Source organism: Nocardioides proteolyticus, from assembly GCF_051280635.3.
Classification (GTDB): Bacteria; Actinomycetota; Actinomycetes; order Propionibacteriales; family Nocardioidaceae; genus Nocardioides.
This window is the reverse complement of the sequence record NZ_JBNBPO030000030.1, coordinates 1-25,905: the sequence shown is the minus strand read 5'-3', so window position 1 is coordinate 25,905 and position 25,905 is coordinate 1. Positions and strand designations below refer to the sequence as shown.

Here is a 25,905-nt window from a genome sequence, read left to right as displayed (position 1 = left end):
AACTCGGTGTTCGGGCGTCCACCACGGTCCTGTGACCGGTCCTGAGACCGTGGCAGATGACGGTTCGCCGTGGTGGACGACGTAACACCGAGTTACATGCCGCCTTCCCGGCCGGCGGGCCAGCCACACCCGCGGGCCGACCAGGGCCGGGCCCCGGACCGGCCCCCGCCAACCCGCGGCTACCCCGCCACCCGCCCGACCAGCCCCAGCACCCGCTCCGCGGCCGGTACGACGGCCGCCCGGTCGGCCGCGACCAGGCCGACCCGCGTGCGCCGGTCGAGCAGGTCCGCCACGTCGGCGGCACCCTCGTGGGTGACGCCGAAGGCCAGCTCCGCGAGCACCGTCGGGATCGTCGGGGCCAGCGGCTCGAGCAGCTCGGCGGCGGGGAGGCCGGTCGCCCGGCGGGCGGCGTCGAGCACGAGGCCGGCGTCGGCGCCGTACCGCCGGACGAGCCGGGCCTCGCCGGGTGAGCCGGCGCGAGCGGCCAGGTGTGCGAGCTCGTGGCGCGACGCGGCGCCGGCGAGGGGGAGTGTCGCGGTGACGCACGGACCGGCGTCGAGACCGGCGTGGGCGACGGCGGCGTCGACCGCGTCCTGCGCCATCCGGCGGTACGTCGTCAGCTTGCCGCCGACGACGGTCACCACCCCCGAGCGGCCGGTGACCACGGCGTGCTTGCGGGACAGGTCGGCGGTCGCGTCGTCGTCGCCGGTGTCGAGCAGCGGCCGGAGACCGGCGAAGGCGCCGACCACGTCGGCCCGGGTGAGCCGGCGGGCGAACGTCGCGGACACCACGTCGAGCAGGAAGCCGATCTCGACCTCCGTCGGCTGGGCGACGTCGGGGACCGGGCCGGTGACGGGCTCGTCGGTGAGCCCGACGTAGAGCTGGCCGTCCGGCTGGGGCAGCACCAGGATGAACCGGTTGCGCTCGCCCGGGATCGGCGCGTAGACCACGACGCCGAGCCCCGGCAGCGCCTCGGGTCGCAGCACCAGGTGGGTCCCGCGCGAGGGCCGCAGGCGTACGTCGCCGACGAGGTCACCTGCCCACACGCCGGCCGCGTTGACGACGGCCCGCGCCCTGACGTCCAGCGTGGCGCCGGTCAGCTCGTCGCGCAGCGACACCCCGGTGCCGGTCGCGGTGGTGACGCGGGCGTGGGTGTGCACGGCGGCACCGGCGGCGGCCGCCGTGCGCGCGATGGTGGTGACCAGCCGGGCGTCGTCCTCGAGCTGGCCGTCCCAGCCGACCAGCGCCCCGCGCAGGCCGTCGGTGCGCAGCGGGGGCGCGATGGCCCGCGCCTCCGCGGCGGTGAGCCGACGCGGCCGCGGCAGGGTGTCGGTGCTGGTGCGCGCGGCGCGGCGCAGCAGGTCGCCGCCGAGGAACCCGGCCCGGGTGAGGAGTGCGTCGTGCCACTTCACGGCCGGCGCGAGCGGCACGATCGTCGGGATCGCGTGGGTGAGGTGCGGCGCGGTGGTCTCCATCAGGATGCCGCGCTCGACGGCGCTCTCGTGGGCGATGCCGACCTGCCCGCTGGCCAGGTAGCGCAGCCCCCCGTGCACGAGCTTGGAGGAGAACCGGGAGGTGCCGAAGGCGAGGTCGTGCGCGTCGACGGCCAGAACGCTCAGGCCGCGCGAGACGGCGTCGAGCGCCACGCCGGCGCCGGTCACGCCGAGCCCGACGACGACCACGTCGACGTCGGTCGGCGCCCCGGACAGTCCCGGGGCGATCCGGCCCCCGCCCGTGCCGCCGCTCATCGGAGCATCTCCGCGACGAGGGTCCACAGCTCCGCGTCCAGGTCGCTGGTGCGCACCTCGTCGTCGGTCATCGTGTGCGCCGAGAGCACGAAGCCGTGGCCCGCCAGCACGACCGCCCGGGCCATGGTGACGGGATCGCCGGCGCGGACCGTGCGGGCCTCCTGGCCGGCGGCGATGAGCTCGCCGAGCAGGGTGCAGATCAGCTCCTGCGCCCGCCCGCGGCGGTCGAGGAGATAGGGCAGGATCAGCTCGGGGTCGAGCTGGACGATCCGGGTGAACAGCTCGTTGACCCGCAGCGCCCGCACCCGCAGGAGTACGGCGTCCGCGATGCCCTCGGGGGTCGGCTCGCTCGGCTTCGTGCCCGTCGGACCGGTGGCGGCGACCAGGTCGGACCACTCCCGGGTCATCAGGTCGCCGAGGAGCGTCGGCATGTCGGGCCACGCGCGGTAGATCGTCATCCGGGAGACGCCGGCTCGCCGCGCGACCTCGGTGAGGGTGGTCCGGCGCCAGCCGACGTCGAGGATGCACGCGCGTGCGGCGTCGAGGTAGAGGTCGCGCGGTGACGGATCGGGGTTGTGACGTTGTGACGTCATGTGTCACACTGTAACACATGGCGACGAACCTCCCTTCCGGCCCCGCCGTCCTCCAGCCCGAGATGCCGCCGACCCGCTGGGGCGACCCGGTCCGGGCCGGGTCGCTGCCGGACGGCGTGCGCGATCTCGTCGGCGCCGTCTTCCCGCTGCGTGAGGCTCCGCCCAGCGCCGACGTGGCCGTGCCCCGCCGCCGGATCGACGACTCCGCCGTCACCGCGCTCGCCGAGCTCGTCGGCGCCGACAACGTCCGCACCGACGACGACACCCGCCGCCTCCGCACCCGCGGCAAGTCCAGCCCCGACCTGCTGCGCCAGCGCGCGGGCGACCTCGCCGACGCCCCGGACGTCGTCGTACGACCGGGGTCGCACGAGGAGGTGGTCGCCGTCCTCGCCCTCGCCCAGGAGCGCCGGCTCGCGGTCGTCCCGTTCGGCGGCGGCACCGCGGTGACCGGCGGGCTCGTCGCCGATCCGGGCGGGCTGGGCGGCGTGGTCTCGCTCGACCTCGGCCGGATGCGTCGACTGCTCGCCGTCGACCCGGTCTCCGCCACCGCCAGCTTGGAGCCGGGGCTGCGGGGACCGGAGGCGGAGGCCCTCCTCGCGGAGCAGGGCCTGATGCTGGGCCACTTCCCGCAGTCGTTCGAGTACGCCTCGATCGGAGGGTTCGCCGCCACCCGCTCGAGCGGCCAGTCGAGTGCCGGCTACGGCCGGTTCGACAGCATGGTGGTGGGGCTGCGCGTCGCCACCCCCGTCGGCGAGGTCCGGCTGGGCAGCGCACCGGCCAACGCCGCGGGCCCCGACCTCCGCCAGGTGTTCCTGGGGTCGGAGGGGGCGTTCGGCGTGATCACCGAGGTCACCGTCCGGGTGCGGCCGCTGCCCGAGACCAAGGAGTACGAGGGCTGGCGCTGGCCCGACTTCACCGCGGGCGCCGACGCGATGCGCGCCCTCGCCCAGGCCGACCTGCTGCCGACCGTGCTGCGCCTCTCCGACGAGGCGGAGACCGCGATCAACCTGGCCGACCCCGCCGGCATGGGCGGCGACGCGCCGGGCGGCTGCCTGATGATCGTCGGCTACGAAGGGACGCCCGCGGCGGTCGAGGCCAAGCGGGCCGCGGTCACCGCGGCGCTGACGGCCCTCGGCGGCACCGCGCTGGGGGCCGGGCCGGGTGAGTCGTGGGCGGCGGGCCGGTTCAGCGCGCCGTACCTCCGCGACAGCCTGCTCGACGTCGGGGTCCTCGTGGAGACCCTCGAGACGGCCACGTTCTGGAGCAACCGGGACGCGCTGTACGCCGGCGTGAGGGCCGCGCTCGAGGAGGCGCTCGGCGAGGGCACGATGGTGCTCTGCCACATCTCGCACGTGTACCCGACCGGGTGCTCGCTCTACTTCACCGTCGTCACCCCCGGCGGCGAGGACCCGCTGGCGCGCTGGCTGCCCGCCAAGGCGGCGGCGTGCGAGGCGATCGTCGCCGCCGGCGCCTCGATCACCCACCACCACGCCGTCGGCACCGACCACCGGCCCTACCTGACCGCCGAGATCGGCGAGGTCGGCGCCGAGGTGCTGCGCGCGGTGAAGCGGGCCGTCGACCCCCACGGCATCCTCAACCCCGGGGTGCTGGTGCCGTGAGCGCGACGGGTCGCTCGTTCTCCTTCCTCGTGAACCCGACCTCGGGCGGCGGCGCCGCGCCCAAGGTCGTCGTCCCAGTGGCGCGGCTGCTGCGTGAGGCCGGTGCCGCGGTGGAGGTCAGCTACACCACCTCGGCCGCGGACGTGCCCGAGCTGGTGGACGTCGCCGTCGCGCGGGACGCGGTCGTGGTCTCCGTCGGTGGCGACGGGATGCTGTCCTCGGTCGCGGGCTGCGTGGCCGAGCGCGACGGCGTGCTGGCCGTGCTGCCCGCCGGCCGCGGCAACGACTTCGCGCGGATGCTCGCCGTGCCGCACGACGCGGCCGCCCAGGCGCGGCTCCTGCTCGACGCCGTCCCGCGGCCGGTCGACCTGCTCCGGGCGACCCAACCGAGTGCGGAGTCGGGAGCAGAGCCGGGTGCGGGGTCGGTGGTGGTGGCCGGCTCCGTCTACGCGGGGGTCGACGCCCGGGCGGCCGAGATCGTGGACCGCTCGCACTGGCTGCCGTCGCGGCTGCAGTACCCGGCGGCCGCCGTACGCGCCCTCGCGACGTACCGCCCCGTCGACTGCGTGCTCACCGTCGACGGCGTGCGCAGCGAGCACCAGGCGGCGACCGTGGTCGTCGCCAACTCCCGCTTCTACGGCAAGGGCATGGCCATCGCGCCCGCCGCGGAGCTCGACGACGGCGAGCTCGACGTGGTGGTCATCGAGGCCGCCGGACGGCTCGACCTGATCCGCTCGCTCCCCAAGGTGTACGACGGTCGCCACGTCGCCCTGCCCGAGGTCACGGTGCTGCGGGGCCGGACCGTCACCCTCGCCGGTCGCCACGCCGGCGGCGCCGCGGTCCCCGTCGGCGCCGACGGCGAACGGCTCGGCACCCTGCCACCCGACCCGGCCGCTCCCCTCACCGTCGACCTGCTCCCAGCCGCCCTCCGCGTCCTCGCCTGAGGCCCCGACGCGCGACCCGCCGCGTGGGGCGGGTCAGGCGGAGAACGTCCAGACGAGGAGGTGGGTGGGGACCGCGGCGGTGAGGGTGTGCGGTGCCTCGTCGGTCATCAGGAACGCGTCGCCGGCGGAGAGCGGCTCGGCGAGCGAGGAGCGCAGCAGGGCGCCGGTGGCGACGAACACGTGGGCGCGGGCGGCCGCGGGGATCTCCACTGCCTCGCCGGCATCGAGCCGGGCGACACCGAACGCCGCCCCCGGCACGTCGACCGCCAGCGGCCCGCCGTGACCGACCACCGGGACCGGGCCGGACGGCCCGCCCTGAGCCGGATCCGGCTCGGAGGCGAGGCCCGCCTCCGCTCGGGCGTACGACGGCGCGCGGTCCGGCGTCGCCGGGGTCAGCCAGACCTGGACGAACCGGGCGGGCCCGTCGGGCGTGGCGCGCTCGGCGTGCCGGACGCCGGCCCCGGCGGAGAGCACGCCGCACTCGCCGGCGCGGAGGACGACCGAGCCGCCGAGGGAGTCGAGGTGCTCCACCGCCCCCGACACGACCCAGGTGACGATCTCGAGCCCCTCGTGGGCGTGCTCGTCGAAGCCGCGGCCGGACCCGAGCAGGTGGTCGTCGTGGCACACCATCGGCCCGAATGACAGGCGCTCGGGGTCGTAGTGGCCGCCGAAGGCGAAGCCGTGGTGGCTCACCCGCCCGGTTGACCTGTCAACGAACCTGTCCGAAGCCCTGCGGATCTCCACGCTCACGTGCAAGATTGTGCCGGTGCTGCCGCAGGACCTCGCCCCACGGTTCCCGGCCGGCTTCCGGTTCGGCACCGCCACGGCCGCGCCGCAGGTGGAGGGCGCCGTCGCCGCAGACGGTCGTGGCCCCAGCGTCTGGGACACGTTCGCGGGACTGCCGGGCCGGGTCCTGGACGGCTCGACGCCGTGCGTCGCCGCCGACCACTACCGCCGCTACGCCGAGGACGTCGCCCTGCTGGGCGAGCTCGGCGCTCCCGGCTACCGGCTCAGCATCGCCTGGCCCCGGATCCAGCCGACCGGCAGCGGCCCGGCCAACGCGGCGGGCCTGGACTTCTACGACCGGCTCGTCGACTCGTTGCTCGAGGCGGGCGTCGACCCGATGGTCACGCTGCACCACTGGGACCTGCCCCAGGCGCTCGAGGACGACGGCGGCTGGCTCAACCCCGCGACGGCGGACCGGTTCGGCGACTACGCGTCCCTCGTCGGCGAGCGCCTCTCCGACCGCGTCGTCGACTGGGTGACGATCAGCGAGCCGTCGGTGATCGCCTACCTCGGCTACGCCACCGGCGAGCACGCGCCCGGCCACCGCCTGATGTTCGACGCGCTGCACGCCGCCCACCACCTGCTCCTCGGCCACGGCAGCGCGGTCGGTGCGCTGCGCGCCGCCGGCGCCCGCCGGATCGGCTGCGCGCACAACCACGCCCCCATGTGGCCCGCCAGCGCCGAGCCGGCCGACGTCGGCGCGACGAAGCTCTTCGACGCGCTGTGGAACGGCTTCTTCCTCGAGGCGACGATGCTGGGTCGCTACCCCGAGGACCTCGCGCCGCTGCTGGAGGACATCGTGCAGCCGGGCGACATGGCCTTGATCCGGCAGCCGCTCGACTTCTACGGCGTCAACTACTACAGCCCGCTCCGCGTCGCCGCCGCCGACGAGGACAGCGAGTCGCCGTTCCGCTTCCTCGACGTGCTCGGCCGGGCCCACACCGACAGCGGCTGGGCGGTCGTGCCGGAGGCGCTCCAGGAGTGGCTGATCATGACCCGGGCCCGCTACCGCGCGGCGCTCCCGCCGCTCGTCGTCACCGAGTGCGGCGCGGCCTTCGACGTCGCGCCCGGCGCCGACGGCTCGATCGACGACGCGGCCCGCATCGACTACCTCGCCGGCCACCTCGACGCGGTGGCCAACGCGATCGCGGTGGGCGTCGACGTGCAGGGCTTCTACGTGTGGTCGCTGCTCGACAGCTGGGAGTGGGACGACGGCTTCACGCCCCGCTACGGCTTGGTCCACGTCGACCGCGCGACCCAGGACCGCCGCCCCAAGCGCTCGTTCCGGTGGTACGGCGACCTGGTCGCCGCCCACCGCGCCGCCCACTCCTCGCCGGCCGGCTGACCACACCGGCCGGCTGACCACACCGGCCGGCTGACCACACCGCGCCGGAGCGGCCCGGGTGGACTGTCCGGTCGGGCTGACGCCGCCGCCCGGACGTGGCAGGGTGGCGGGGTGACGAGCGCTGAGGGAGGCGTGTCCGAGCTGGCCGGCCGGTTCCCGGCCGAGTTCCGGTTCGGCGCCAGCACGTCGTCGTACCAGATCGAGGGTGCCGTCGACGAGGACGGCCGCGGCGTCTCGGTGTGGGACACCTTCACCGCCCAGCCGGGCCGGATCGCCGACGGCTCCAGCGGCGCGGTGGCGTGCGACCACTACCACCGCTACCGCGAGGACGTCGCGCTGCTGCAGCGGCTCGGCGTCGACGGCTACCGGTTCTCCATCGCCTGGCCCCGGATCCAGCCCACCGGCCGGGGACCGGCGAACCCCGCGGGCCTGGACTTCTACGACCGGTTGGTCGACGCCCTCCTCGAGGCGGGCATCCGGCCGATGGCCACGCTGTTCCACTGGGACCTGCCGCAGGCGCTCGAGGACGACGGCGGCTGGCTCAACCGCTCGACCATCGACCGGTTCGCCGACTACGCGGCGATCGTCGGCGCCCGGCTGGCCGACCGGGTGGGCGACTGGGTGCCGGTCAACGAGCCGAGCGTGGTCACGATCATGGGCCATGCCGTGCCGTTCCACGCGCCGGGCAAGCAGCTGATGTTCGACGCGCTGCCCGTGGGCCACCACCTCCTGGTCGCCCACGGCCGTGCCGCCATCGCGCTGCGGGCGGCGGGTGCGACCAGCGTCGGCTGCGCCAACAACCACGCGCCGATCTGGCCGGGCAGCGACGACCCGGCCGACGTGGGGTCGGCGAAGCTCTTCGACACGATGTGGAACGGCCACTACCTCGAGGGCATGCTGCTGGGCCGCTACTCCGAGGACCTGCTGATGGTGCTGGAGCCGCACCTGCGCGACGGCGACCTCGCCACCATGCGCCAGCCGCTCGACTTCTACGGGGTCAACTACTACAACCCGATGCGGATCGGTGCCGCGCCCGAGGACGCGGAGCTGCCGTTCGAGTTCCGCGAGGTGGTCGGCTACCCCGTCACCGACTTCGGGTGGCCGGTGGTGCCCGACGCGCTGCGCGAGTGGCTGATCATGTTCCGCGCCCGCTACCGCGCGGCCCTGCCGCCGATCGTGGTCACCGAGTCGGGCTGCGCCTACAACACCGGTCCGGACGCCGACGGCGTCGTCGACGACCAGCAGCGGATCGACTACTACCGCGCCCACGTCGGCGCCGTCGCCGAGGCCATCGAGCGCGGCGTCGACGTGCGCGGCTACTACGCCTGGTCGCTGCTGGACAACTTCGAGTGGACCGAGGGCTACACCCAGCGGTTCGGCCTGGTCCACGTCGACTTCGAGACCCAGCGCCGCACGCCCAAGCGCTCCTTCGCGTGGTACGCCGCCCTGCTGGCCGCGCACCGGCGCGGCTCCGGTCGAGGCTGACGCCGCTAGCCTCGGGCTCATGCGCGCAGTCCAGGTCCTCGCCCCCACCGGTCCCGCCGACGTCGCCGTCCGCGACGTGCCCGAGCCGACGCCCGGCTCCGACGACGTCCTCATCGAGGTGCACCGGGTCGGGATCTCGTTCCCCGACCTGCTGCTGAGCAGGGGGGAGTACCAGCTCAAGCCCGAGCCGCCGTTCACCCTGGGCGTCGACTTCGCCGGCGTCGTGGTGTCCGGCCCCGGGTTCGAGCCCGGTCAGCGGGTGGTGGCGGTGGCGCCGTACGGCGGCGCGGCGGAGCTGGTCGCGAGCCCGCCGGCGGCGACGTTCGCCCTGCCCGACAGCGTCGGCTTCGACGAGGCGGTCGCGCTGCCGATGAACTACATGACCGCTCACTTCGCGCTCGCTGAGCGCGGTGGGCTCCGCGAGGGCGAGACGGTGCTGGTGCACGGCGCTGCCGGCGGCGTCGGCACGGCCACGCTGCAGGTCGCGAAGGGCCTCGGCGCGCGGACCATCGCGGTCGTGAGCACCGAGGACAAGGCGGCGTTCGCGAAGACCGCCGGCGCCGACGAGACGGTGCTCGCCGACGGGTTCCGCGACGAGGTCGCCCGGCTGACGGCCACTGCCGGGGTCGACGTGGTGCTGGACGTCGTCGGCGGCCCGGCCTTCACCGACTCGCTACGCTGCCTCGCCCCGCAGGGGCGGCTGCTGGTCGTCGGCTTCGCGTCGGGCGCCGGGATCCCGGAGGTGAAGGTGAACCGGCTGCTGCTCAACAACATCGACGTCCGCGGCGTCGGCTGGGGCGCCTACACGTTCGGGCGGCCGGGCTACATGCAGGACCAGTGGCGCGCCCTGCTGCCCATGATCGAGTCGGGCTTGGTGAAGCCGCCGGTCGGCAAGGTCTACGGCATCGAGGAGTTCGGCCGGGCGCTGCTCGACATGGACGCGCGGGCGACGCTCGGCAAGTCCGTGGTGCGGATCCGGGACTGACCGGGCTCCGGCGCTTCAGGGCGACGGGTCAGCGCCGGCCGAAGTCCTGGGTCCACCAGACCCGGTCGCCGTACTTGACGTAGCCGACGCCGACGTGGCGCAGCCGGCAGTCCAGGATGTTGCGGCGGTGGCCCGGGCTGGCCATCCACGCCCGCACCACCTGCCGCGGCGTGGTCTGGCCGCTGGCGAGGTTCTCCGCGACCAGCGTCCAGGGCGTGTAGCCGGCCCGGGTGAGCCGGATGCCCAGGTTCGGCTCGTCGGGGAGCTGGTGCGACAGCGTCCGCGCCTTGGCCATCACGACGGAGTGCCTGCGGGCGGCCTGGCGGATGTCGCGGTGGAGGCGCAGCGGACGGCAGCCGTGCGCCGCGCGCTTGCGGTTGGTCAGCGTGATCACCCGGTCCTCCATCGCGGAGCTGAGCGACACGGTCAGCTGCGCCGCGCGGCCCGGCGACGGCGTGGCCGCCGCCGGCGCTGCGCCCGGCACCATCGCCGCGCCGGCCGTCAGGCCGGTCGCCAGGCAGACGAGCAGTGCCAGGAGAAGGGCCGGGGCGAGTCGGTTCGAGCGCACGCCCCGCAGCATGGCGTCCGCGGAGGCCGCCGGGCATCGGCAGCGAGGACCGGGTCGGCTAGTCCGGAATGACCAGGTGCCGTGGTCGCTCGACGCTCAGCGACGACCGAAGTTCTGCGTCCACCACAGCTGCCCGCGAGCGAGCACCACGCCGACGCCGAGGTCGCGCAGGCGGCAGTTCAAGATGTTGGCCCGGTGACCGGGGCTGCGCATCCAGGCCTTCACCACGGCCGCCGGGCTGCTGAAGCCGCGGGCGACGTTCTCGGCGACGATCCGCCAGTCCCGGTAGCCGGCGCGGGTGATCCGGACGCTGAACCGCGGCTCGCCGGGCAGCCGGTGGGACATCTCGTTGTGACGCGCCATGGTCACCGAGTGGCTCCGCGCGGCCTTGCGCAGCGTCCAGTTCGCGCGCAGCGGCGCGCAGCCGCGGGCCCGGCGCTTGCGGTTGGTGAGCACCAGCACCCGGTCCTCGTAGGCCCGCTGGACCAGCAGGCGGGCGGGCAGGAGGTCCATCGCGCCGGGTGCGCTGAGGGTCCGGGCGGGCGCGGCCGGCGCCGGCGCGGCGTCGACGGGGCCGGTGCCCATGCCGACGACGAGGCCCAGGACGACGAGCGGCAGCAGGCCGATGATCCTTCGCATGGACGCCCAGTCGGCAGCGCGCCGCGGGACCTGAGTGGTCGGTCGCGCCGTTGCGCGGACCGCCTAGGCTCGGGGTCGTGAGCATCCTCGACGACGCCTCCCCGGGCATGGACCCCGACATCCGCCCCCAGGACGACCTGTTCGGCCACGTCAACGGCGCCTGGCTGGCCGAGACCGAGATCCCCTCCGACCGGTCGAGCTGGGGTCCCTTCGTGCAGCTGGCCGACCAGGCCGAGGAGCACGTGCGCGACATCATCACCGCGCTGGCGGAGCAGGCGAAGGCGGGCGCCGCGGCCGAGGCGGCCGAGGGCGTCTCCGGCGACGAGGCCCGCAAGATCGCGGACCTCTACAACTCCTTCATGGACACCGAGCGCGTGGAGGCCGCCGGCCTCGCGCCGGCGCAGCCGCTGGTCGACGCGGTCGCCGGGCTCCGCGACGTGCGGGACGTCGCGGCCTTCCTGGGCGAGTTCGAGAGGGTCGGCGGCTACGGGCTCTTCGGCTCCTACGTCGACACCGACGACCGGCAGTCCGACCGCTACCTGTTCCACCTCGTCCAGGGCGGCCTCGGCCTGCCGGACGAGTCCTACTACCGCGACGAGAAGTTCGCCGAGATCCGGCAGGCCTACGTCGGCTACCTGACCCGGCTGCTGGAGCTGGGCGGCCACGGCGACCCGGCCGGTGCCGCCGAGCGGGTGCTCGCGCTCGACACCGAGCTGGCGAAGGGTCACTGGGAGCGCGCCGAGACCCGCGACGTGCAGAAGACCTACAACCTGCTGACCGGCGACGAGCTGCGCGCGCTCTGCCCTGCCTTCGACTGGGACGCCTACGTCACCAACCTCGGCGGGCAGGACGCCACGCTCGCCGAGGTCGTGGTCCGCCAGCCGTCGTACCTCGAGCACCTGTCGAAGGTCCTGGAGGGCGAGCCGATCGAGGTCTGGCGCGACTGGTTCCTCACCCGCGTGCTGCGGTCGGCGGCGCCGTACCTCTCCGACGCCTTCGTGCAGACCAACTTCGACTTCTACGGACGCACCCTCTCCGGCACCCCCGAGCTGCGGGCACGTTGGAAGCGGGCGGTGGCGTTCGTCGAGGGGGCGATGGGCGAGGCCGTCGGCAAGGAGTACGTCGCCCGGCACTTCCCGCCGAGCTCGAAGGCGATGATGGACGAGCTGGTCGCCAACCTGCTCGAGGCCTACCGCCAGTCGATCAGCGAGCTGGACTGGATGACCGAGGAGACCAAGCAGCGCGCCTACGAGAAGCTGCGGACCTTCCGGCCGAAGATCGGCTACCCCGTGAAGTGGCGCGACTACTCCGCGCTCGTGGTGGTGCCCGACGACCTGGTCGCCAACGCGCAGGCGGCCGCCGGGTTCGAGACCGACCGCCAGCTGGCCAAGATCGGCGCGCCGGTCGACCGCGACGAGTGGTTCATGCTGCCGCAGACCGTCAACGCCTACTACAACCCGGGCACCAACGAGATCTGCTTCCCGGCCGGGATCCTGCAGAAGCCGTTCTTCAGCCCCGATGCGCATCCGGCCGAGAACTACGGCGGGATCGGCGCGGTGATCGGTCACGAGATCGGCCACGGCTTCGACGACCAGGGTGCGCAGTACGACGGCGAGGGCAACCTCAACGACTGGTGGACCGCCGACGACAAGGCCGCCTTCGAGGTCAAGTCCAAGACCCTGGTCGCGCAGTACAACGGGCTGTCGCCGCGGAACCTGCCGGGGGAGTTCGTCAACGGCGCGCTCACCGTCGGCGAGAACATCGGCGACCTCGGCGGCCTGACCATCGCCCACCGCGCGTTCCTGATCTCCCAGGGAGGCGACGCGGCGGTCGACGACCGCCGCCGGCTGTTCCTCAACTGGGCCTACGTGTGGCGCACGAAGCGGCGGATCGAGCAGGAGCGGCAGTACCTCACCATCGACCCGCACAGCCCGCCGGAGTTCCGCGCCAACATCGTGCGCAACCTCGACGAGTTCCACGAGGTGTTCGGCACCGAGCCCGGCGACGGGCTGTGGCTGGACCCCGCCGACCGCGTCCGGATCTGGTGAGCACGGTGTCCGCCTTCGACCAGGAGACCGTCGACGCCGTACTCGCCCACATGAACGGCGACCACCTCGACGACAACCTCCTCATCGTCCGCGCGCACGGCGCGCCGGAGGCGACGGCCGCGTCGCTGTCCGACGTCGACGGCGAGGCCGGCACCTGGACGGTGATGGGACCGGAGGGACCGATCGACGACGTCCGGATCCCGTGGCCGTCGGGCCCGATCACCGAGCGGGAGCAGATCCGCCGCGAGGTCGTCGCGCTGTACGACGCCGCGTGCGCCGCGCTCGGCGTGGAGCCCGGGACGCACTGATCCCCGGCGCCCGCGGGACCGGGTGACCTCGGGACCTGGCGGCGCGGGCAATTGGTCCTGCGGACCGGTGGCGCAAGCCCCTGCTCCGCGCACGCGGGAGCGGGTGCACTGGACGGGTGCGGGCAGGGCGCCCGCACCACCCGCACCCGTGACCTGGAGGTCGCCGAATGTTCCCCGATGCCACCGCGACCCTCTCGGCCGGCGTGCCCGCCGTCCTCCCGCTCCACGGACGCTGGTTCGTCGACGAGCCGCCGGGCGGCGACTGGGGCTTCTTCCTCTCGCCGCTGCCGCTCGCGCTGACCGCTGCGGTCGCCGTCGTCGCGGTGCTGTGGCGGCTGGTCGCCGCGCGCATCACCGGACCCGAGCTCCCCGTGCTGGCGCCGCTGGCCCGGCTGGTGCCGTGGGTGCCGCGGCTGCTGGGCGTGCACCTGGGCGTCAGCCTGCTCGCGCTCGCGGCCACCGGGGCGTTCGTGACGCCGGCGGTCGACCACCTGCACGGTCCGGCCGGATCGGCCCTCCTCCTCGCGGAGGCGGCGATCGGCGTCTGGCTGATCACCGGCGTGTGGCTGCGCGCGGCGTCCGCGGTGGTGCTCGGCATGGGGCCCGCCCTCGCGCTGGTCTCCGGACCGGTCGCGCTGCTCGAGTGCGCCAACCTGGCGGCGGTGGCGGCGTTCCTGGTCTTCGTGCCGATCGGTGCCGACCGGCACGGGGCGTCGGTCGCCTCCCCGGCCCAGGTCGCGCGGGGCCTGCTGGCGCTGCGGCTGGGCGTGGGCATCGCGCTGATCGCGCTGGCGTTCACCGAGAAGCTCACCAACCCCGGGATGGCGGTGGCCGTCGTCGAGCAGCACCCGGTGCTCAACGTCTTCACCTGGGTGGGCATCGACATGTCGCCGACCACCTTCGTCACGGTCGCCGGCGCGGTCGAGATCCTGTTCGGCCTGCTGGTGATCTCCGGCGCACTGCCGCAGGTCGCGGTCCTGGTGGCGATGGTGCCGTTCAACGCGACCCTGCTGGTCTTCGGGCAGACCGAGCTCGTCGGGCACCTCCCCGTCTACGGCGTCTTCCTCGCCCTCCTCGCCTACGGCTCCCACCCGCAGCTGGCGCCGCTGGTCAAGCAGCTGCCGTCCCTGCGCCGGTCCGGCGGCACCGACACCACCAGCTCCACCGTGCCGACCGCCCCCTCCGCTCCGGTCCCCGCCTGAGCGCCGCGCCCCAACAGTTTCCGCGGTCGGAACCGCCGATCTACGACAAATTCTGTTGGGGCGCGAGAACGGCGCCGGCATGCGGCGGGAGCAGGAGCCGCTGGTCGCGCATCTCCACGGCGTCGTTGGTGGCGAAGAGGAGGGCCCGGGTGCCGACGCTCGGCTCGGCCGGCCGGTCGCCCAGGTTGAGGGCGACGAGCACGTCGCCGCGGTGGAGCAGCACCAGGCGGCTCTCCTCGTCCACGTCGCAGCGGGTGCTGCCGAACGCGGGGTCGGTCAGCTGCGGCCACGCCCGCCGCAGCGCCACCAGCTGCCGGTACGCCGCCAGCACGTCGGCGTGGCGGCCGGACCCGCGCTCGTCCCAGTCGAGCCGCGACCGGTGGAAGGTCTCCGGGTCCTGCGGGTCGGGAACCACGTCGGGATCCCACCCCATCTGCTCGAACTCCGCTATCCGGCCCTCGGCCGTCGCCGTACCGAGCTCGGGCTCGGGATGTGAGGTGAAGAACTGGAACGGTGTGGAGGCGGCCCACTCCTCGCCCTGGAACAGCATCGGCGTGAACGGCCCGCACAGCGTGAGCAGGGCGGCGCACTTGAGCTGGTCGGTGTCGAGGTGCTCGGTGAGGCGGTCGCCGACCGCCCGGTTGCCGACCTGGTCGTGGTTCTGGTTGCAGACCACCAGCCGCCAGGTCGGCATCGCCTCGGTGTCGATCGGTACGCCGTGGTCGCGGCCGCGGAACGACGAGTAGGTGCCGGCGTGGAAGAAGCCCTCCTCGCACACCTTCTTCAGCGCGGCGAGCGGCTCGAAGTCGGCGTAGTAGCCGGTGGTCTCGCCGGTCAGCGCGACGTGGACGGCGTGGTGGAAGTCGTCGCTCCACTGCGCGTCGAGCCCGTACCCCCGCGCCTCGCGCGGCGTCACCAGCACCGGGTCGTTGAGGTCCGACTCCGCGATCAGGGTGAGCGGGCGGCGCAGGTGGGCGGAGAGGGCCGCCACCTCGACCGCCATCTCCTCGAGCAGGTGCACGTCGGACTCGTCGGCGAGCGCGTGCACGGCGTCCAGTCGCAGCGCGTCGACGTGGTAGTACTCGAGCCACATCCGCACGTTGTCGAGGATGTAGCGGCGCACCTCGGCCGAGCCCTCGCCGTCGAGGTTGACCAGGTCGCCCCAGGTGTTGCGGCCCTGCTTGAGGTACGGGCCGAACTCCCCGAGGTAGTTGCCCGACGGTCCGAGGTGGTTGTAGACCACGTCCTGGACGACGCCCAGGCCGCGGGCGTGGCAGGCGTCGACGAAGCGCTGGTAGGCCTCCGGGCCGCCGTACGGCTCGTGGACGGCGAACCAGAGCACGCCGTCGTAGCCCCAGCCATGCTCGCCGTTGAAGGCGTTGACCGGCATCACCTCGATGAGGTCGACGCCCAGGCCGACGAGGTGGTCGAGGCGCTCGATCGCCGCGTCGAGGGTGCCCTCGGGCGTGAAGGTGCCGATGTGGAGCTCGTAGATCACCGACCCGGCGAGCTGGCGCCCGGTCCACGCCTGGTCGGTCCACGCGAAGGCGGAGGGGTCGTAGACGCGCGACCACTCGTGGACGCTGCGGGCCTGACGCCGCGACCGCGGGTCGGGCCGTACGTCGCCGCCCTGGTCGAGCAGGTAGCCGTAACGGGTTCCGGGCCACCCGGCCGTCTCGGGGAGAGGCTCCGCCGGGGACCACCAGCCGTCCGTGCCCGGCGCCATCTCCACCGTGCGGGCGGGGCCGCCGTCGTCACCGGCGAGCGCCAGCCGCACCCGCTGCGGAAGCGGCGCCCAGACGTCGAACGGCCCCCGCGCGGTCATCGGTCCTCCTGGACGAGCAGCGCGACGGGCAGCTGGTCGAGGAGCTCGGCCAGCCGCGGCCCGTCGCCGAACCTGCGGTCGGTGAGCACGTCGCGCCAGCCGCCGGCCAGCTCCAGGACGGTGTCGCCCCAGCCTCCGCGCTGCTCGAGGCCGATCGGCAGCCGGGTCGCGACGGTCACCGCGCCGCCGCGGTCGAAGGCGACCACGTGGCCGGCGGCCTCGCCCTCGGCGCCGACCGGTGCGTACGACGCGAACAGCTCCGGCCGCGCACGCCGCAGCCGCAGCGTGCGGGCGGTGAGGAGCAGCTTGGCCTCGCCGTGGTCGTCGAGCCCGGCAGGGCGTCGTACGGCGGCGTCGTCGCCGGACAGCGAGGACAGCAGTGCCGCGCGGCCGGTGAAGTCCACCGGTCGTCGGTTGTCGGGGTCCACCAGGCTCTGCTCCCACAGCTCGCTGCCCTGGTAGACGTCGGGGATCCCCGGCATGGTCAGCTGCACCAGCTTGGCCGAGAGCGCGTTGCTCCAGCCCGCGTCGACCACCGCCGCGAGCAGGTCGCGCAGCGCCCCGGCGACGTCGGGGTCGTCGAACGCGGCGTCGACGGCCGCGTGCACCGAGCGCTCGTAGGCCTCGTCGGGGTCGGCCCAGGTGGTGTGCTCCGACGCCTCCCGCATCGCCTTCTCGGCGTAGGCGTGGAGCCGGGCCCGCAGGTCGGGGTCGTCGTCGCGCCACGCGCCGACGATGGCCTGCCACAGCAGCGAGCCGAAGCTGCCGCCGGCCACGGGTGCGGCCTCGAGCAGCCGGGGCAGGGTCGACCGCCAGAGGTCGGCCACCTCGGCCAGTGCCGTGATCCGGGCGCGGGTGTCCTCGCCGCGCTTGGTGTCGTGGGTGGTCAGGGTGGTCATCGACTCTGGCCACCGGTCCTGCCGCTGCGCCATCGCGACGTGGAAGTCGGTCACCGAGAGGGCGAGGACGTCGGGGTCGCCCCCCACCTCGTTGAGCGAGGTCAGCCGGTTGTAGCGGAAGAACGCGGTGTCCTCCACGCCCTTGGCCGTCACCGCGCCGGTGGTCTGCTCGAACCGCCGGGCCGCGGGATGCTCCGGGTCGCCGAGCACCGGCTCCAGCCGGTCGAGGGCGGTGTCGAGGTCGGGCCGTCGTCGCCGCGCCTCGGTCAGGGCAGAGGAGAGCCGGTCGGCCCCCTCCGGCAGATAGGAGCGGTAGACCGGGAAGCACGCCGCGAGCTCGGCGACGGCGTCGACCAGGTCGTCCGGCTCCTCGCCTACGGTCCCTCCGCCGAGCACGTCGCGGACGACGCGCCGCACCTCGGAGCCGAGGATGGTGTCGGCGACCCGTCGCTTCTGGTCGTGGACGAGCTCGGCCCACGTGCGGCGGTCGCCGCACAGGTCGGCCTCCACGGCGTCGAGGCTCGCCTGCCCCGCGGGGTCGACGAGCACCCGCTCCACCTGCGCGAGGGCGTCGTAGCCGGTGGTGCCGGCACAGCGCCACGACGCGGGCAGCTCCTCGCCGTGGTGGAGGATCTTCTCGACCAGCACCCAAGCTCCATCGGTCAGCCCGGCCAGCCGCTCGAGGTAGCCGCCGGGTTCGCGGAGGCCGTCGGGGTGGTCGATCCGCAGGCCGTCGGCGAGGCCCTCCTCGAACCAGCGTGCGATCTCGACGTGGCTCGCGTCGAACCACTCCGGGTCCTCCACCCGGACGCCGGCGAGGTCGCTGATCGCGAAGAACCGGCGGTAGTTCAGCGCCTGGTCGGCCCGACGCCAGCCGATCAGCTCGTAGTGCTGCTGGGCGTGCACCTCGTCGGGTGTGCCGTCGACGTCGCTGCCGCGGCGCAACGGGTACCGGTGGTCGTGGTAGCGGAGGGTGTCGCCCTCCACCGACAGGTTGGCGATCCGCCCGTCGGGCAGCAGGTCGTCGTCACCGACCACCGGGATCCGCAGGCGCCCGCCCGCGCCGTCCCAGTCGATGTCGAAGGCCGGGGCGTACGGCGACGCGGGACCCTCCGCGAGCACCGACCACCACCAGCCGTTGGCGTCGGGCACCGAGACGCCCATGTGGTTGGGCACGATGTCCACGAGGACGCCCATCCCGGCTCCGTGGGCGGCCGCCGCGAGCGCGGCGAGGCCGTCGGCACCGCCGCGTGCCGCGTCGATCCGGTCGTGCGCGACGAGGTCGTAGCCGTGGGTGCTGCCCGGCGTCGCCTCCAGCACCGGCGAGACGTAGACCCAGTCCACGCCCAGCTCGCGCAGGTAGGGGACCAGGGCCGCGGCGTCCTGGAGGGTGAAGTCCGAGGTGAGCTGCAGCCGGTACGTGCTGGTCGGCGCCTGCCGTGGCTCCATGTGACCTCCCCGCTCTCCCTCGAAATCCGCCGTCGCTGCTCACTACCCGATCGGCGGGTCTCCATGCCGGTCCGGGGACGCCGGCGGAGCCGGCTCAGCGCCGGGGGCCGAAGGCGCGGGAGAGGTCGGCCCACGCCTCCCGCGCGGCCCGCGCGAGGGGTGCCCCGACGGCACGCCACGCCGAGCGGAGCGCCCGGCCGGCGGGCGCCAGCAGGCGGCGGTGCAGCCAGCGCAGCGGGACCATGACCACGCGCCACACCGCCCGCAGCACCACCCCGGCGGCGTGCCACGCCCAGGCCACGGCGTGGCCCAGCGGGCGGAGCACCAGCCGGTGCAGCGGCAGCAGCAGGTGGCGCCACACCACGAGCGCCGGTCCCGACACCAGGTGGTCCCAGCCCCAGGCCAGGGCGCGCCCGAGCGGGACCAGCCCCAGGCGCCACAGCCAGCGGAGCGGGTGCAGGAGCAGCCGCCCCACCGGGCGGAACAGCCGGCGGTGGAGGAGGCGGCACAGCGCCTCCCACGGCCGGAGCACGAGCCGGTCCCAGAGCCGCTCGCACGCCCGGCCCACCACCCCGAGCGCCTCCCACGCCGCGCGGAGCGGCAGCACGACGAGCAGCGCGACGAGCCGCGCCGGCCAGCGCAGCAGCGGGCTGCCGGGGGGCAGCTCCGGTCGCGGCAGCGGCGGCGGGAGGTCGGGTGTCTGGTCGGCGGAGGTCGTCATCGTGGGCCTTCGGGAAAACTGCTGCAGCCGCAGGAGTCTCGGGTCACCTGCGGCTGCGAGAGAGACGTTAGCGACCCGGGTCGTGCCCTGTCCCGGGATTCGCGAAACCCGCGGTCGCCGAGCGGGCTGCCCGCTATGAGCGGCGCAGCCGGCGTCGTACGCGAGCGAGGGGGGCGGCGGGACGGACGGCGCCCTCGTCGGGGCGCGGCCGGTCGGCACCGGCCTGGGTGCGCGGCTGCCAGACCCGGATTGCCGGCCGCCCACGGAGATCCACCATCTCGGTCCGGAGCCCCTCGAGCCGGTCGGGTCGCGACAGCAGCTCCTCGCGGTGGGCGGTCGCGTCGCCGAACGTCGCATAGAGCTTGCGCGGCGTCAGCGCGATCACCTCCATCCCCTGCTCGAGCACCGCCTCCCACACGGCGAGGGCCGTGCCGGGGGTGTGCGGTGAGCGGTAGTCGTCGAAGGCGATCACGGCACCCGGAACCGCCATCACCCGCGCGGACCGCACGTCGCCGGCGACGTGCTCGTAGAGGTGGGACCCGTCGACGTGCACGAACCTCGCGGTGCCGGCCGGCACGTGGTCGAGGATCGTCGAGCTCGGCGCCTGCACCACCTCGGGCAGCTCGGGGTGGAAGGCCAGGTAGTTGGCCTCGAACCGGTCGCGGGTCAGGCTGCGGTAGGAGCGCCGGTTCTCCCGGCGGTTGTCGGGGTCCTCGGCGTCGTCGCCGAAGAGGTCGCACACCGTGAACCGCTCGCCGTCGCGGAGGTGGCGGCCCATCAGGATGGCGCTCTTCCCCAGGTAGGCGCCGATCTCCACGAGGTCGCCGGCGGGCACGACGGTGGACGTCAGGAAGTGGGTGAAGAGTCGCTGGTCGGCCGGCAGGAACCAGCCCTTCACGTCCGCCAGGCTGCGCGGCGCCGGTGCGCTCATGGCGCACACCCTAGGGCCACCGGCCGCGAGCCCGCGTTGGGAAACCCGCGGTGAGAAATAGGAGCAGCCGCAGGCGTCTCGGGTCACCTGCGGCTGCTGAGCACGACGTTAGCCCGGCTCCCTGAGTGCTGTCCGGAGAATCCGGAAAACTCTCCGGGCAGGGCGTCGCTCCCCGCCGGCCGGCGCGTCGGCCCCCGCTGGTAGACACGTCGCATGACCGACATCCGCGACCGCGCCGAGGCGCACCTCCGGTCGCTGGTCGGGCGCCCCGACGTGACGCTGTACGACGACCAGTGGGCCGCCATCGCGGCGCTGGTCGTGGACCGGCGCCGGGCGCTCGTCGTCCAGCGCACCGGCTGGGGCAAGTCCGCGGTCTACTTCGTCGCCACCCTCCTGCTGCGCGAGCAGGGTGCCGGGCCGACGGTGATCATCTCGCCGCTGCTGGCGCTGATGCGCAACCAGATCTCCGCCGCCGAGCGGGCCGGGATCCGTGCGGTCACCGTCAACTCCACCAACGTGGAGCAGTGGGACGACGTGCAGGCCCAGATCCGCGACGGTGGGGTCGACGTGCTCCTGGTCAGCCCCGAGCGGCTCAACAACCCCGGCTTCCGCGACGAGGTGCTGCCGCGGCTGGCGGCCACCTGCGGCCTGCTGGTCGTCGACGAGGCGCACTGCATCTCCGACTGGGGCCACGACTTCCGGCCCGACTACCGCCGGATCCGCACGCTCCTCGACGAGCTGCCCGCCGGGATCCCCGTGCTGGCCACGACCGCGACCGCCAACCAGCGCGTCACCGACGACGTCGCCGAGCAACTTGGATCTGCCGAGCGCGTCTCCGGCGGGCCGGCGGGCAGCGAGCTGCCGGAGCCTGCCTCTCGCCGCGCTGCCGGCGTGGGATCTGCCGAGCGCGTCTCCGGCGGGCCGGCGGGCAGCGAGCTGCCGGAGCCTGCCTCTCGCCGCGCTGCCGGCGTGGGACCTGCCGAGCGCGTCTCCGGCGGGCCGGCGGGCAGCGAGCTGCCGGCGCCTGCCTCCCGCCGCGCTGCCGGCGTGGGATCTGCCGAGCGCGTCTCCGGCGGGCCGGCGGGCAGCGAGCTGCCGGGGCCGGGCAGCGAGGCGGAGGCTGCTCCCACGGCCGCAGCGGCGCCGCTGGTGCTGCGGGGCAGTCTCGACCGTGCGTCGCTGCGGCTCGGCGTCGTCCGGCTCCGGACGGCCGAGCAGCGGCTGGCGTGGATCGCCGACCACCTCACCGAGCAGCCCGGCAGCGGCATCGTCTACTGCCTGACCGTCGCGCAGACCCAGGAGGTCGCCGACTACCTCCGCTCGCGGGGTCACGACGTGGCGGCGTACTCCGGCCAGACCGAGCAGACCGAGCGGCTCGCCCTCGAGCAGGCTCTGGTCGACGGCGAGGTCAAGGCGCTGGTGGCCACCAGCGCCCTCGGCATGGGCTTCGACGCCTCGCTCGGCTTCGTGGTCAACCTCGGTGCGCCCAGCAGCCCGGTGGCCTACTACCAACAGGTGGGCCGGGCCGGGCGCGGCGCCGACCTGCCGCCCGAGGGCGCCTCGGTGGTGCTGCTGCCCGCGACGGAGGACCGGGACATCTGGGCCTACTTCGCCTCGTTGGCGTTCCCGCGCGAGGAGGTGGTCCGCGAGACGCTGGCGGTGCTGGCGGAGGAGGGCCGGCCGCTGAGCACGGCGGCCCTCGAGCCGCGGGTCGACCTCTCCCGCACCCGCCTCGAGACCATGCTGAAGGTGCTCGACGTCGACGGCGCGGTCCGCAGGGTCAGGGGCGGGTGGGAGGCCACCGGCCGGCCCTGGCACTACGACGAGGAGCGCTACCGCCGGGTCGCCGAGGCGCGGGAGGCGGAGCAGCAGGCGATGCTCGACTACCTCGACACCGACGAGTGCCGGATGCGGTTCCTCCGGCGGCAGCTCGACGACCCGGAGGTCCTCGCCGATCCGGCGTGGCGGTGCGGTCGGTGCGACAGCTGCGGAGGCCTCACCCTGTCCGCGGAGGTCTCCGAGCAGTCGGTCGCCGCCGCGGCTGACCGGCTCGCCCGGCCCGGCGTGCCGATCGACCCGCGCAAGCAGTGGCCCAGCGGGCTGTCCGCCCTGGGCATCGGCCTCAGCGGCCGGATCAAGCCGCCGGCCGAGGAGGGCCGGGCCGTCGCCCGGCTGACCGACCTCGGCCACGGCGCCGCCCTGCGCGGGCTGTTCGCGGTGGACGCCGAGGACGGACCGGTTCCCGTGCCGCTCGCCAGGGCGACCGTCGCCCTTCTCCAGGACTGGGAGCCCCAGGTGACGGGCATCGTGGTGACCGAGTCCGAGCGCCGGCCGCAGCTCGTCACCGACCTCGCCGCCGGCCTCTCCCGGTTCCTGCAGGTCCCGGTGGTCGGCCGGTGGGCCGTCGTCGACCCCTCCGTCGGTCCCGACCGCGGCGCCACCAACTCCGCGCAGCGGGTCGCGGCGGTCTCCCGCCGGTGCGCCCTGCGGCTGGACCGGCCCGAGGCGGTGTCGGGCTCCCGGTTGCTCCTCGTCGACGACCGGGTGGTCACCGGCTGGAGCCTCACCCTCGCTGCGGCCGCTCTCCACGAGGCCGGCGCGAGCGCCGTCCTCCCGCTGACGCTGGCGGTGTCCGGCTAGCAGCGAGCGTCCCGCCATCGGCGCCCCGACGCGCCTACAGTCCCGGACATGACCGACGACGCTCCCTCGAACGGCACCCCGGACAGCCCCGAGCGCCCGACCGCGCCGCAGCCGGACAAGACGGTGATGCGCCCGCAGGGGGCCGCGCCCGGCCCGCTGCCCGACGCGAACCAGACGGTGGTGCGGCCCGGCGGCCCGGCTCCGGGCTCGGCCGTCGACAACCCCGACTTCCCGCCGCCCTCCGGGTCCCCGGTCGCGCCGGGCCCTCCGGGGACCGGTCCCGCCACGCCCGGGACGCCCGGGACGCCCGGCCCGGCCGGAGACCACCCCGCCACGGGGCACCTCCCCGCGACGTCCGGTGGCTCCGGTGGTTCCGGTGGTGACGTGCCGCCGGGACGGCTCGGCGACGGCGTGCACCCGGAGTTCCCGACACGGGCCTCCCGCGCCGGGATCACCGGCGCCGTGGTCGCCCTCGGCACCGGCCTGCTGGGGGCGGCGGTCCTGGTCTCCGCGCTGCGGAGCCGCTCGAACGACGAGGGCGAGCTGGACTGGTCCACCTACGGCGTCGGCCTGGCCGCCACGGCAGCGCTCCTGCTGATCGCGGTGCTCGGCATCGTGGCCGCCCGCCGGGACGTCGGCGGCCGCGCCCGCGAGGAGGTGGTCACCTGGCCGGGGACGGTCGGCATCCTCGCGGTGGCGGTGATGCTCGACGTCGGCATCGAGAGCTCCGACCGCTGGCCGGCCTACCTGGCCGGCGGCGTGGTCGTCGCCCTCTCGGTGCTCGGCTACCTCGCCGCCCGCCGGGCCGCCTTCGTCGTGACCGCGATCCTCGGGCTCGCCCTGCTCTACGGGCTGGCCTTCGACGACTTCGTCGCCGACAGCATCGGCGACGAGCACGCGTCGGTGGTCGTGGCCGCGGTGGTCGGCGTCTTCGTGCTCGTGGTGACGCTGCTCGGGTGGCTGCTGCCCACCCGGGCGGTCAGCGGGGTCGTGGTCGGCGCGTTCGCCGTGGCGGCGTACGTCGGGATCATGGCGGTGCTCCTGGTGACCCAGCTGCTCTCGGGTCTCTTCGGCGGCGTGCTCTCGCCGGGCGGCGGTCTGCCGAACGAGTCCGGCGGCGAGGACTCCGGCTGGAACATGATGGACGCGGGAGCCGGCTACGCCGAGGCCGACGTGTGGTGGGTCCTCGCCTTCGCCGCCGTGCTGACCCTGGTGTGGGCGCTGGCGGCGGCGGTCTCCGACCACTCCGGCTTCTCGCTGCTGGCCATCGCGATGCCCGCTCTGCTCGTGCCGATGGCGACCTTCGTGCTCGCGGTGGAGCAGCCGACGTACTGGTCGGCGGCGCTCGCGGCGGCCGGCGGCGTGCTGCTGCTCGGCGGGGTGCTCCTCGCCCGGGCGCGCGGTCGTCGCACGGCTGCGGAGACGAGCTACACCGGCTGACGCGGGCGCGCCCGGGGCGGGTCAGCTCGGTCAGCCCTCAGACGCCAGGGCGGCGAGGCCGTCGAGGACCCGCGCCAGTCCGAACTCCCAGGCCATCGTCGGACTCGTGACGTCGCCCATCGCCTCGCCCGCGGCAGCGCCGACGCGCTGGGCGAGGGGGTAGTCCGCGCCGAGGTACGCCGCCAGCCGACCGCTCCACGCCGGCCAGCTCTCAGCCAGGTCGCCCGCGTGCGGGTCGGGGCGACGTGCCCGCGCGCTGGACCGGACGAAGTCGAGCACGAAGGTGAGCGCCGCGTCGCAGGCGACCGGGTCGAGCTCGAGCGGTGCCAGTGCGGCCAGCTCGTGGTCGTACTTCGCGATCGTGCCGGGGCCGAGCGCCGTCCGGCTGTCGGTGACGTCGAGCAGCCACGGGTGCCGGCCGAGCTGGTCGAGGTTGGTCTCGGCCAGCCGGCGCACCCTCCGGCGCCAGCCGAGCCGGCCGTGGGGCGGCCGCTCCATCCGGCCGTTCACCGCGTCGGCCATCAGCACCAGCAGGTCGTCGCGACTGTTGACGTGGGTGTAGATCGACATCGTCGAAACGTCGAGCTCGCCGGCGAGCCGCCGGATCGTCACGGCCGCCAGCCCGTCGGCGTCGGCCAGCCTGATCGCGGCGTCGACCACGCCGCCGGTGCTCACCCGCGCGCGCGGACCGCGGCTGCCGCCGGTGGGCGCCGCGGGGTGGTCCCGCCACAGCAGGTCGATCAGCGAGCGCGGCACGTGGTCCTCCTGGTCGGGAACCATCCTATAACGTCGTACGTTGTACGGCGTACAGAGTTGTCGAGGAGGAGTCGACCATGCAGATCAACGCCACCGCCGTCTCGCTCAACGTGCCGGACATCGAGGCCTCGGCCGGGTTCGCCACGACGCACCTCGGCTTCCGAGAGTCCGGCCGCGCGGACGGGTACGTCGCGCTCGAGCACCCCACCGCCGGCGTGAACCTCGTGTTCCTGGTCGTCGGACTGCCCACGTTCAAGCCCGCCGAGATCGCAGGTCGTGCCGGTGAGGGCCTGCTCCTCGCCTTCGTGGTCGACGGCCTCGACCGGGAGTTCGCGCGGATCGCCGCCGCCGGTGCCCGCGTGGTGACGCCCCCGGAGACCGAGCCGTGGGGGGAGCGGTACTGCCAGTTCGCGGACGGCAACGGGCTGGTCTGGCAGCTCGTCGAGTGGGTGGAGTCGCCTGCGTGAGTGCCGGGGCGACGCCGGCAACGGTGTCGGGGGAGGTGGCTAGTGTCGCTCGGGTGAACTTCGTTCCGGTGACCGGCCCGGCGACCTTCCGGGCGGGGGATCCCGCTCGCGAGGGGATCGTCGAGTTCACCGACGGAGTCGAGCGCGGACGCGCGGTGGCGCTCCCCGTCCGGGCCGCCCTGCCGGTGCTGAGCCGCGCCCGCACGCGCGACGACGCGCACGCCAGCGTCGCGCTGCTCAGCGGCGCCGCGCTGCTCGCGCTGCGCCTCGTCGCCGCGGGCAAGGTGGCTCCGGCGAGCGACGGCAGCGCGGGCTGGCGGGTCGACGGTCTGGAGCCGCGCGACGACGACGCCGTCGCGCGGCTGGCGGGGGCACGCGCCCACGAGGGCCTGCCCGCGCCTGAGGCCGAGCGGCTGGTGCGGCAGGTGCTCGACGCCGTGGCTGACACCGTGCCGCGGGCGGCACCGTCGGGCACCGTGCCGCGGGCGGCACCGTCGGGCACCGTGC

The 25,905-nt window shown here is 74.7% G+C and carries 21 protein-coding genes and 1 pseudogene; 12 read left to right on the top strand and 10 right to left on the bottom strand.

What is annotated here, in order from left to right; translation table 11 throughout:
* Window positions 1-179 precede the first annotated feature (179 nt).
* On the bottom strand, window positions 180-1,748 hold the full coding sequence (locus ACPOLA_RS16400) for a glycerol-3-phosphate dehydrogenase/oxidase (RefSeq protein ID WP_435771576.1): 1,569 nt from the start codon (window positions 1,746-1,748) through the stop codon (window positions 180-182).
* Window positions 1,745-2,341, bottom strand: coding sequence for a TetR/AcrR family transcriptional regulator (locus ACPOLA_RS16395; protein WP_435771575.1), 597 nt, complete (start codon window positions 2,339-2,341; stop codon window positions 1,745-1,747). Before ACPOLA_RS16395 ends, ACPOLA_RS16400 begins: the two co-directional genes overlap by 4 nt.
* Before the next feature lie 17 nt (window positions 2,342-2,358).
* On the opposite strand from ACPOLA_RS16395, the gene ACPOLA_RS16390 reads away from it, so the two are divergent.
* Together ACPOLA_RS16390 and ACPOLA_RS16385 are read left to right on the top strand one after the other, a co-directional pair.
* Window positions 2,359-3,960: an FAD-binding oxidoreductase gene (locus tag ACPOLA_RS16390; protein WP_435771574.1), complete on the top strand. Its 1,602-nt coding sequence runs from the start codon at window positions 2,359-2,361 to the stop codon at window positions 3,958-3,960.
* The gene (locus tag ACPOLA_RS16385) at window positions 3,957-4,904 is read left to right on the top strand and encodes a diacylglycerol/lipid kinase family protein (RefSeq protein ID WP_435771573.1); all 948 of its coding nucleotides are present in this window, start codon (window positions 3,957-3,959) and stop codon (window positions 4,902-4,904) included. The genes ACPOLA_RS16390 and ACPOLA_RS16385 overlap by 4 nt, the downstream gene beginning before the upstream one ends.
* Before the next feature lie 33 nt (window positions 4,905-4,937).
* On the opposite strand, the gene ACPOLA_RS16380 is transcribed toward ACPOLA_RS16385, so the two are convergent.
* The gene (locus ACPOLA_RS16380) at window positions 4,938-5,597 is read right to left on the bottom strand and encodes a pirin family protein (RefSeq protein WP_435771572.1); all 660 of its coding nucleotides are present in this window, start codon (window positions 5,595-5,597) and stop codon (window positions 4,938-4,940) included.
* 73 nt (window positions 5,598-5,670) lie between these two features.
* Between ACPOLA_RS16380 and ACPOLA_RS16375 the strand changes: the two genes are divergently transcribed.
* The 3 genes from ACPOLA_RS16375 (at window position 5,671) to ACPOLA_RS16365 (ending at window position 9,505) form a co-directional block, all read left to right on the top strand.
* On the top strand, window positions 5,671-7,035 hold the full coding sequence (locus ACPOLA_RS16375; protein WP_435771571.1) for a GH1 family beta-glucosidase: 1,365 nt from the start codon (window positions 5,671-5,673) through the stop codon (window positions 7,033-7,035).
* Between the two features lie 111 nt (window positions 7,036-7,146).
* Window positions 7,147-8,520, top strand: coding sequence for a GH1 family beta-glucosidase (locus ACPOLA_RS16370; protein WP_435771570.1), 1,374 nt, complete (start codon window positions 7,147-7,149; stop codon window positions 8,518-8,520).
* A 19-nt stretch (window positions 8,521-8,539) separates the two neighbouring features.
* Window positions 8,540-9,505 (top strand): NADPH:quinone oxidoreductase family protein, encoded by a 966-nt coding sequence (locus tag ACPOLA_RS16365; RefSeq protein WP_435771569.1) that lies wholly within the window; start codon window positions 8,540-8,542, stop codon window positions 9,503-9,505.
* A gap of 28 nt (window positions 9,506-9,533) precedes the next feature.
* On the opposite strand, the gene ACPOLA_RS16360 is transcribed toward ACPOLA_RS16365, so the two are convergent.
* Together ACPOLA_RS16360 and ACPOLA_RS16355 are read right to left on the bottom strand one after the other, a co-directional pair.
* On the bottom strand, window positions 9,534-10,073 hold the full coding sequence (locus ACPOLA_RS16360) for a CAP domain-containing protein (RefSeq protein ID WP_435771568.1): 540 nt from the start codon (window positions 10,071-10,073) through the stop codon (window positions 9,534-9,536).
* A gap of 96 nt (window positions 10,074-10,169) precedes the next feature.
* Window positions 10,170-10,712 carry a CAP domain-containing protein gene (locus tag ACPOLA_RS16355; protein ID WP_435771567.1) on the bottom strand — a complete coding sequence of 181 codons (543 nt, stop codon included), beginning with the start codon at window positions 10,710-10,712 and terminating at the stop codon, window positions 10,170-10,172.
* A 77-nt stretch (window positions 10,713-10,789) separates the two neighbouring features.
* On the opposite strand from ACPOLA_RS16355, the gene ACPOLA_RS16350 reads away from it, so the two are divergent.
* The 3 genes from ACPOLA_RS16350 to ACPOLA_RS16340 all read left to right on the top strand — a co-directional run bounded on the left by ACPOLA_RS16350 (window position 10,790) and on the right by ACPOLA_RS16340 (window position 14,270).
* Complete coding sequence (locus tag ACPOLA_RS16350; RefSeq protein ID WP_435771566.1) at window positions 10,790-12,760, top strand: M13 family metallopeptidase; 1,971 nt, start codon at window positions 10,790-10,792, stop codon at window positions 12,758-12,760.
* Entirely contained in the window at window positions 12,757-13,068 is a 312-nt protein-coding gene (locus tag ACPOLA_RS16345) for a DUF2470 domain-containing protein (RefSeq protein WP_435771565.1), read from the top strand. Before ACPOLA_RS16350 ends, ACPOLA_RS16345 begins: the two co-directional genes overlap by 4 nt.
* Before the next feature lie 167 nt (window positions 13,069-13,235).
* Complete coding sequence (locus ACPOLA_RS16340) at window positions 13,236-14,270, top strand: hypothetical protein (RefSeq protein ID WP_435771564.1); 1,035 nt, start codon at window positions 13,236-13,238, stop codon at window positions 14,268-14,270.
* A 40-nt stretch (window positions 14,271-14,310) separates the two neighbouring features.
* Here the strand turns inward: ACPOLA_RS16340 and treZ are convergent, their stop codons facing one another.
* The 4 genes from treZ to ACPOLA_RS16320 all read right to left on the bottom strand — a co-directional run bounded on the left by treZ (window position 14,311) and on the right by ACPOLA_RS16320 (window position 20,095).
* Window positions 14,311-16,095, bottom strand: a complete 1,785-nt coding sequence (gene treZ / locus ACPOLA_RS16335; RefSeq protein ID WP_435771563.1) for a malto-oligosyltrehalose trehalohydrolase — start codon at window positions 16,093-16,095, stop codon at window positions 14,311-14,313.
* On the bottom strand, window positions 16,092-18,443 hold the full coding sequence (gene treY, locus ACPOLA_RS16330; protein WP_435771562.1) for a malto-oligosyltrehalose synthase: 2,352 nt from the start codon (window positions 18,441-18,443) through the stop codon (window positions 16,092-16,094). Before treY ends, treZ begins: the two co-directional genes overlap by 4 nt.
* Before the next feature lie 94 nt (window positions 18,444-18,537).
* Window positions 18,538-19,164 carry a hypothetical protein gene (locus tag ACPOLA_RS16325; RefSeq protein ID WP_435771561.1) on the bottom strand — a complete coding sequence of 209 codons (627 nt, stop codon included), beginning with the start codon at window positions 19,162-19,164 and terminating at the stop codon, window positions 18,538-18,540.
* Between the two features lie 133 nt (window positions 19,165-19,297).
* Window positions 19,298-20,095 (bottom strand): class I SAM-dependent methyltransferase, encoded by a 798-nt coding sequence (locus ACPOLA_RS16320; protein ID WP_435771560.1) that lies wholly within the window; start codon window positions 20,093-20,095, stop codon window positions 19,298-19,300.
* A 213-nt stretch (window positions 20,096-20,308) separates the two neighbouring features.
* Between ACPOLA_RS16320 and ACPOLA_RS16315 the strand changes: the two genes are divergently transcribed.
* Together ACPOLA_RS16315 and ACPOLA_RS16310 are read left to right on the top strand one after the other, a co-directional pair.
* Entirely contained in the window at window positions 20,309-22,735 is a 2,427-nt protein-coding gene (locus ACPOLA_RS16315; protein WP_435771559.1) for a RecQ family ATP-dependent DNA helicase, read from the top strand.
* Between the two features lie 48 nt (window positions 22,736-22,783).
* Window positions 22,784-24,175 carry a hypothetical protein gene (locus ACPOLA_RS16310; RefSeq protein WP_435771558.1) on the top strand — a complete coding sequence of 464 codons (1,392 nt, stop codon included), beginning with the start codon at window positions 22,784-22,786 and terminating at the stop codon, window positions 24,173-24,175.
* A 30-nt stretch (window positions 24,176-24,205) separates the two neighbouring features.
* On the opposite strand, the gene ACPOLA_RS16305 is transcribed toward ACPOLA_RS16310, so the two are convergent.
* A complete protein-coding gene (locus ACPOLA_RS16305; protein WP_435771557.1) occupies window positions 24,206-24,955 on the bottom strand; it encodes a TetR/AcrR family transcriptional regulator in 750 nt (249 codons plus the stop codon).
* A gap of 53 nt (window positions 24,956-25,008) precedes the next feature.
* Here ACPOLA_RS16305 and ACPOLA_RS16300 point away from each other — a divergent pair, with 53 nt between their 5' ends.
* Both ACPOLA_RS16300 and ACPOLA_RS16295 read left to right on the top strand, forming a co-directional pair.
* Entirely contained in the window at window positions 25,009-25,398 is a 390-nt protein-coding gene (locus ACPOLA_RS16300; protein WP_435771556.1) for a VOC family protein, read from the top strand.
* 53 nt (window positions 25,399-25,451) lie between these two features.
* A pseudogene (locus ACPOLA_RS16295) lies at window positions 25,452-25,905 on the top strand (ATP-dependent helicase); the annotation flags it as partial.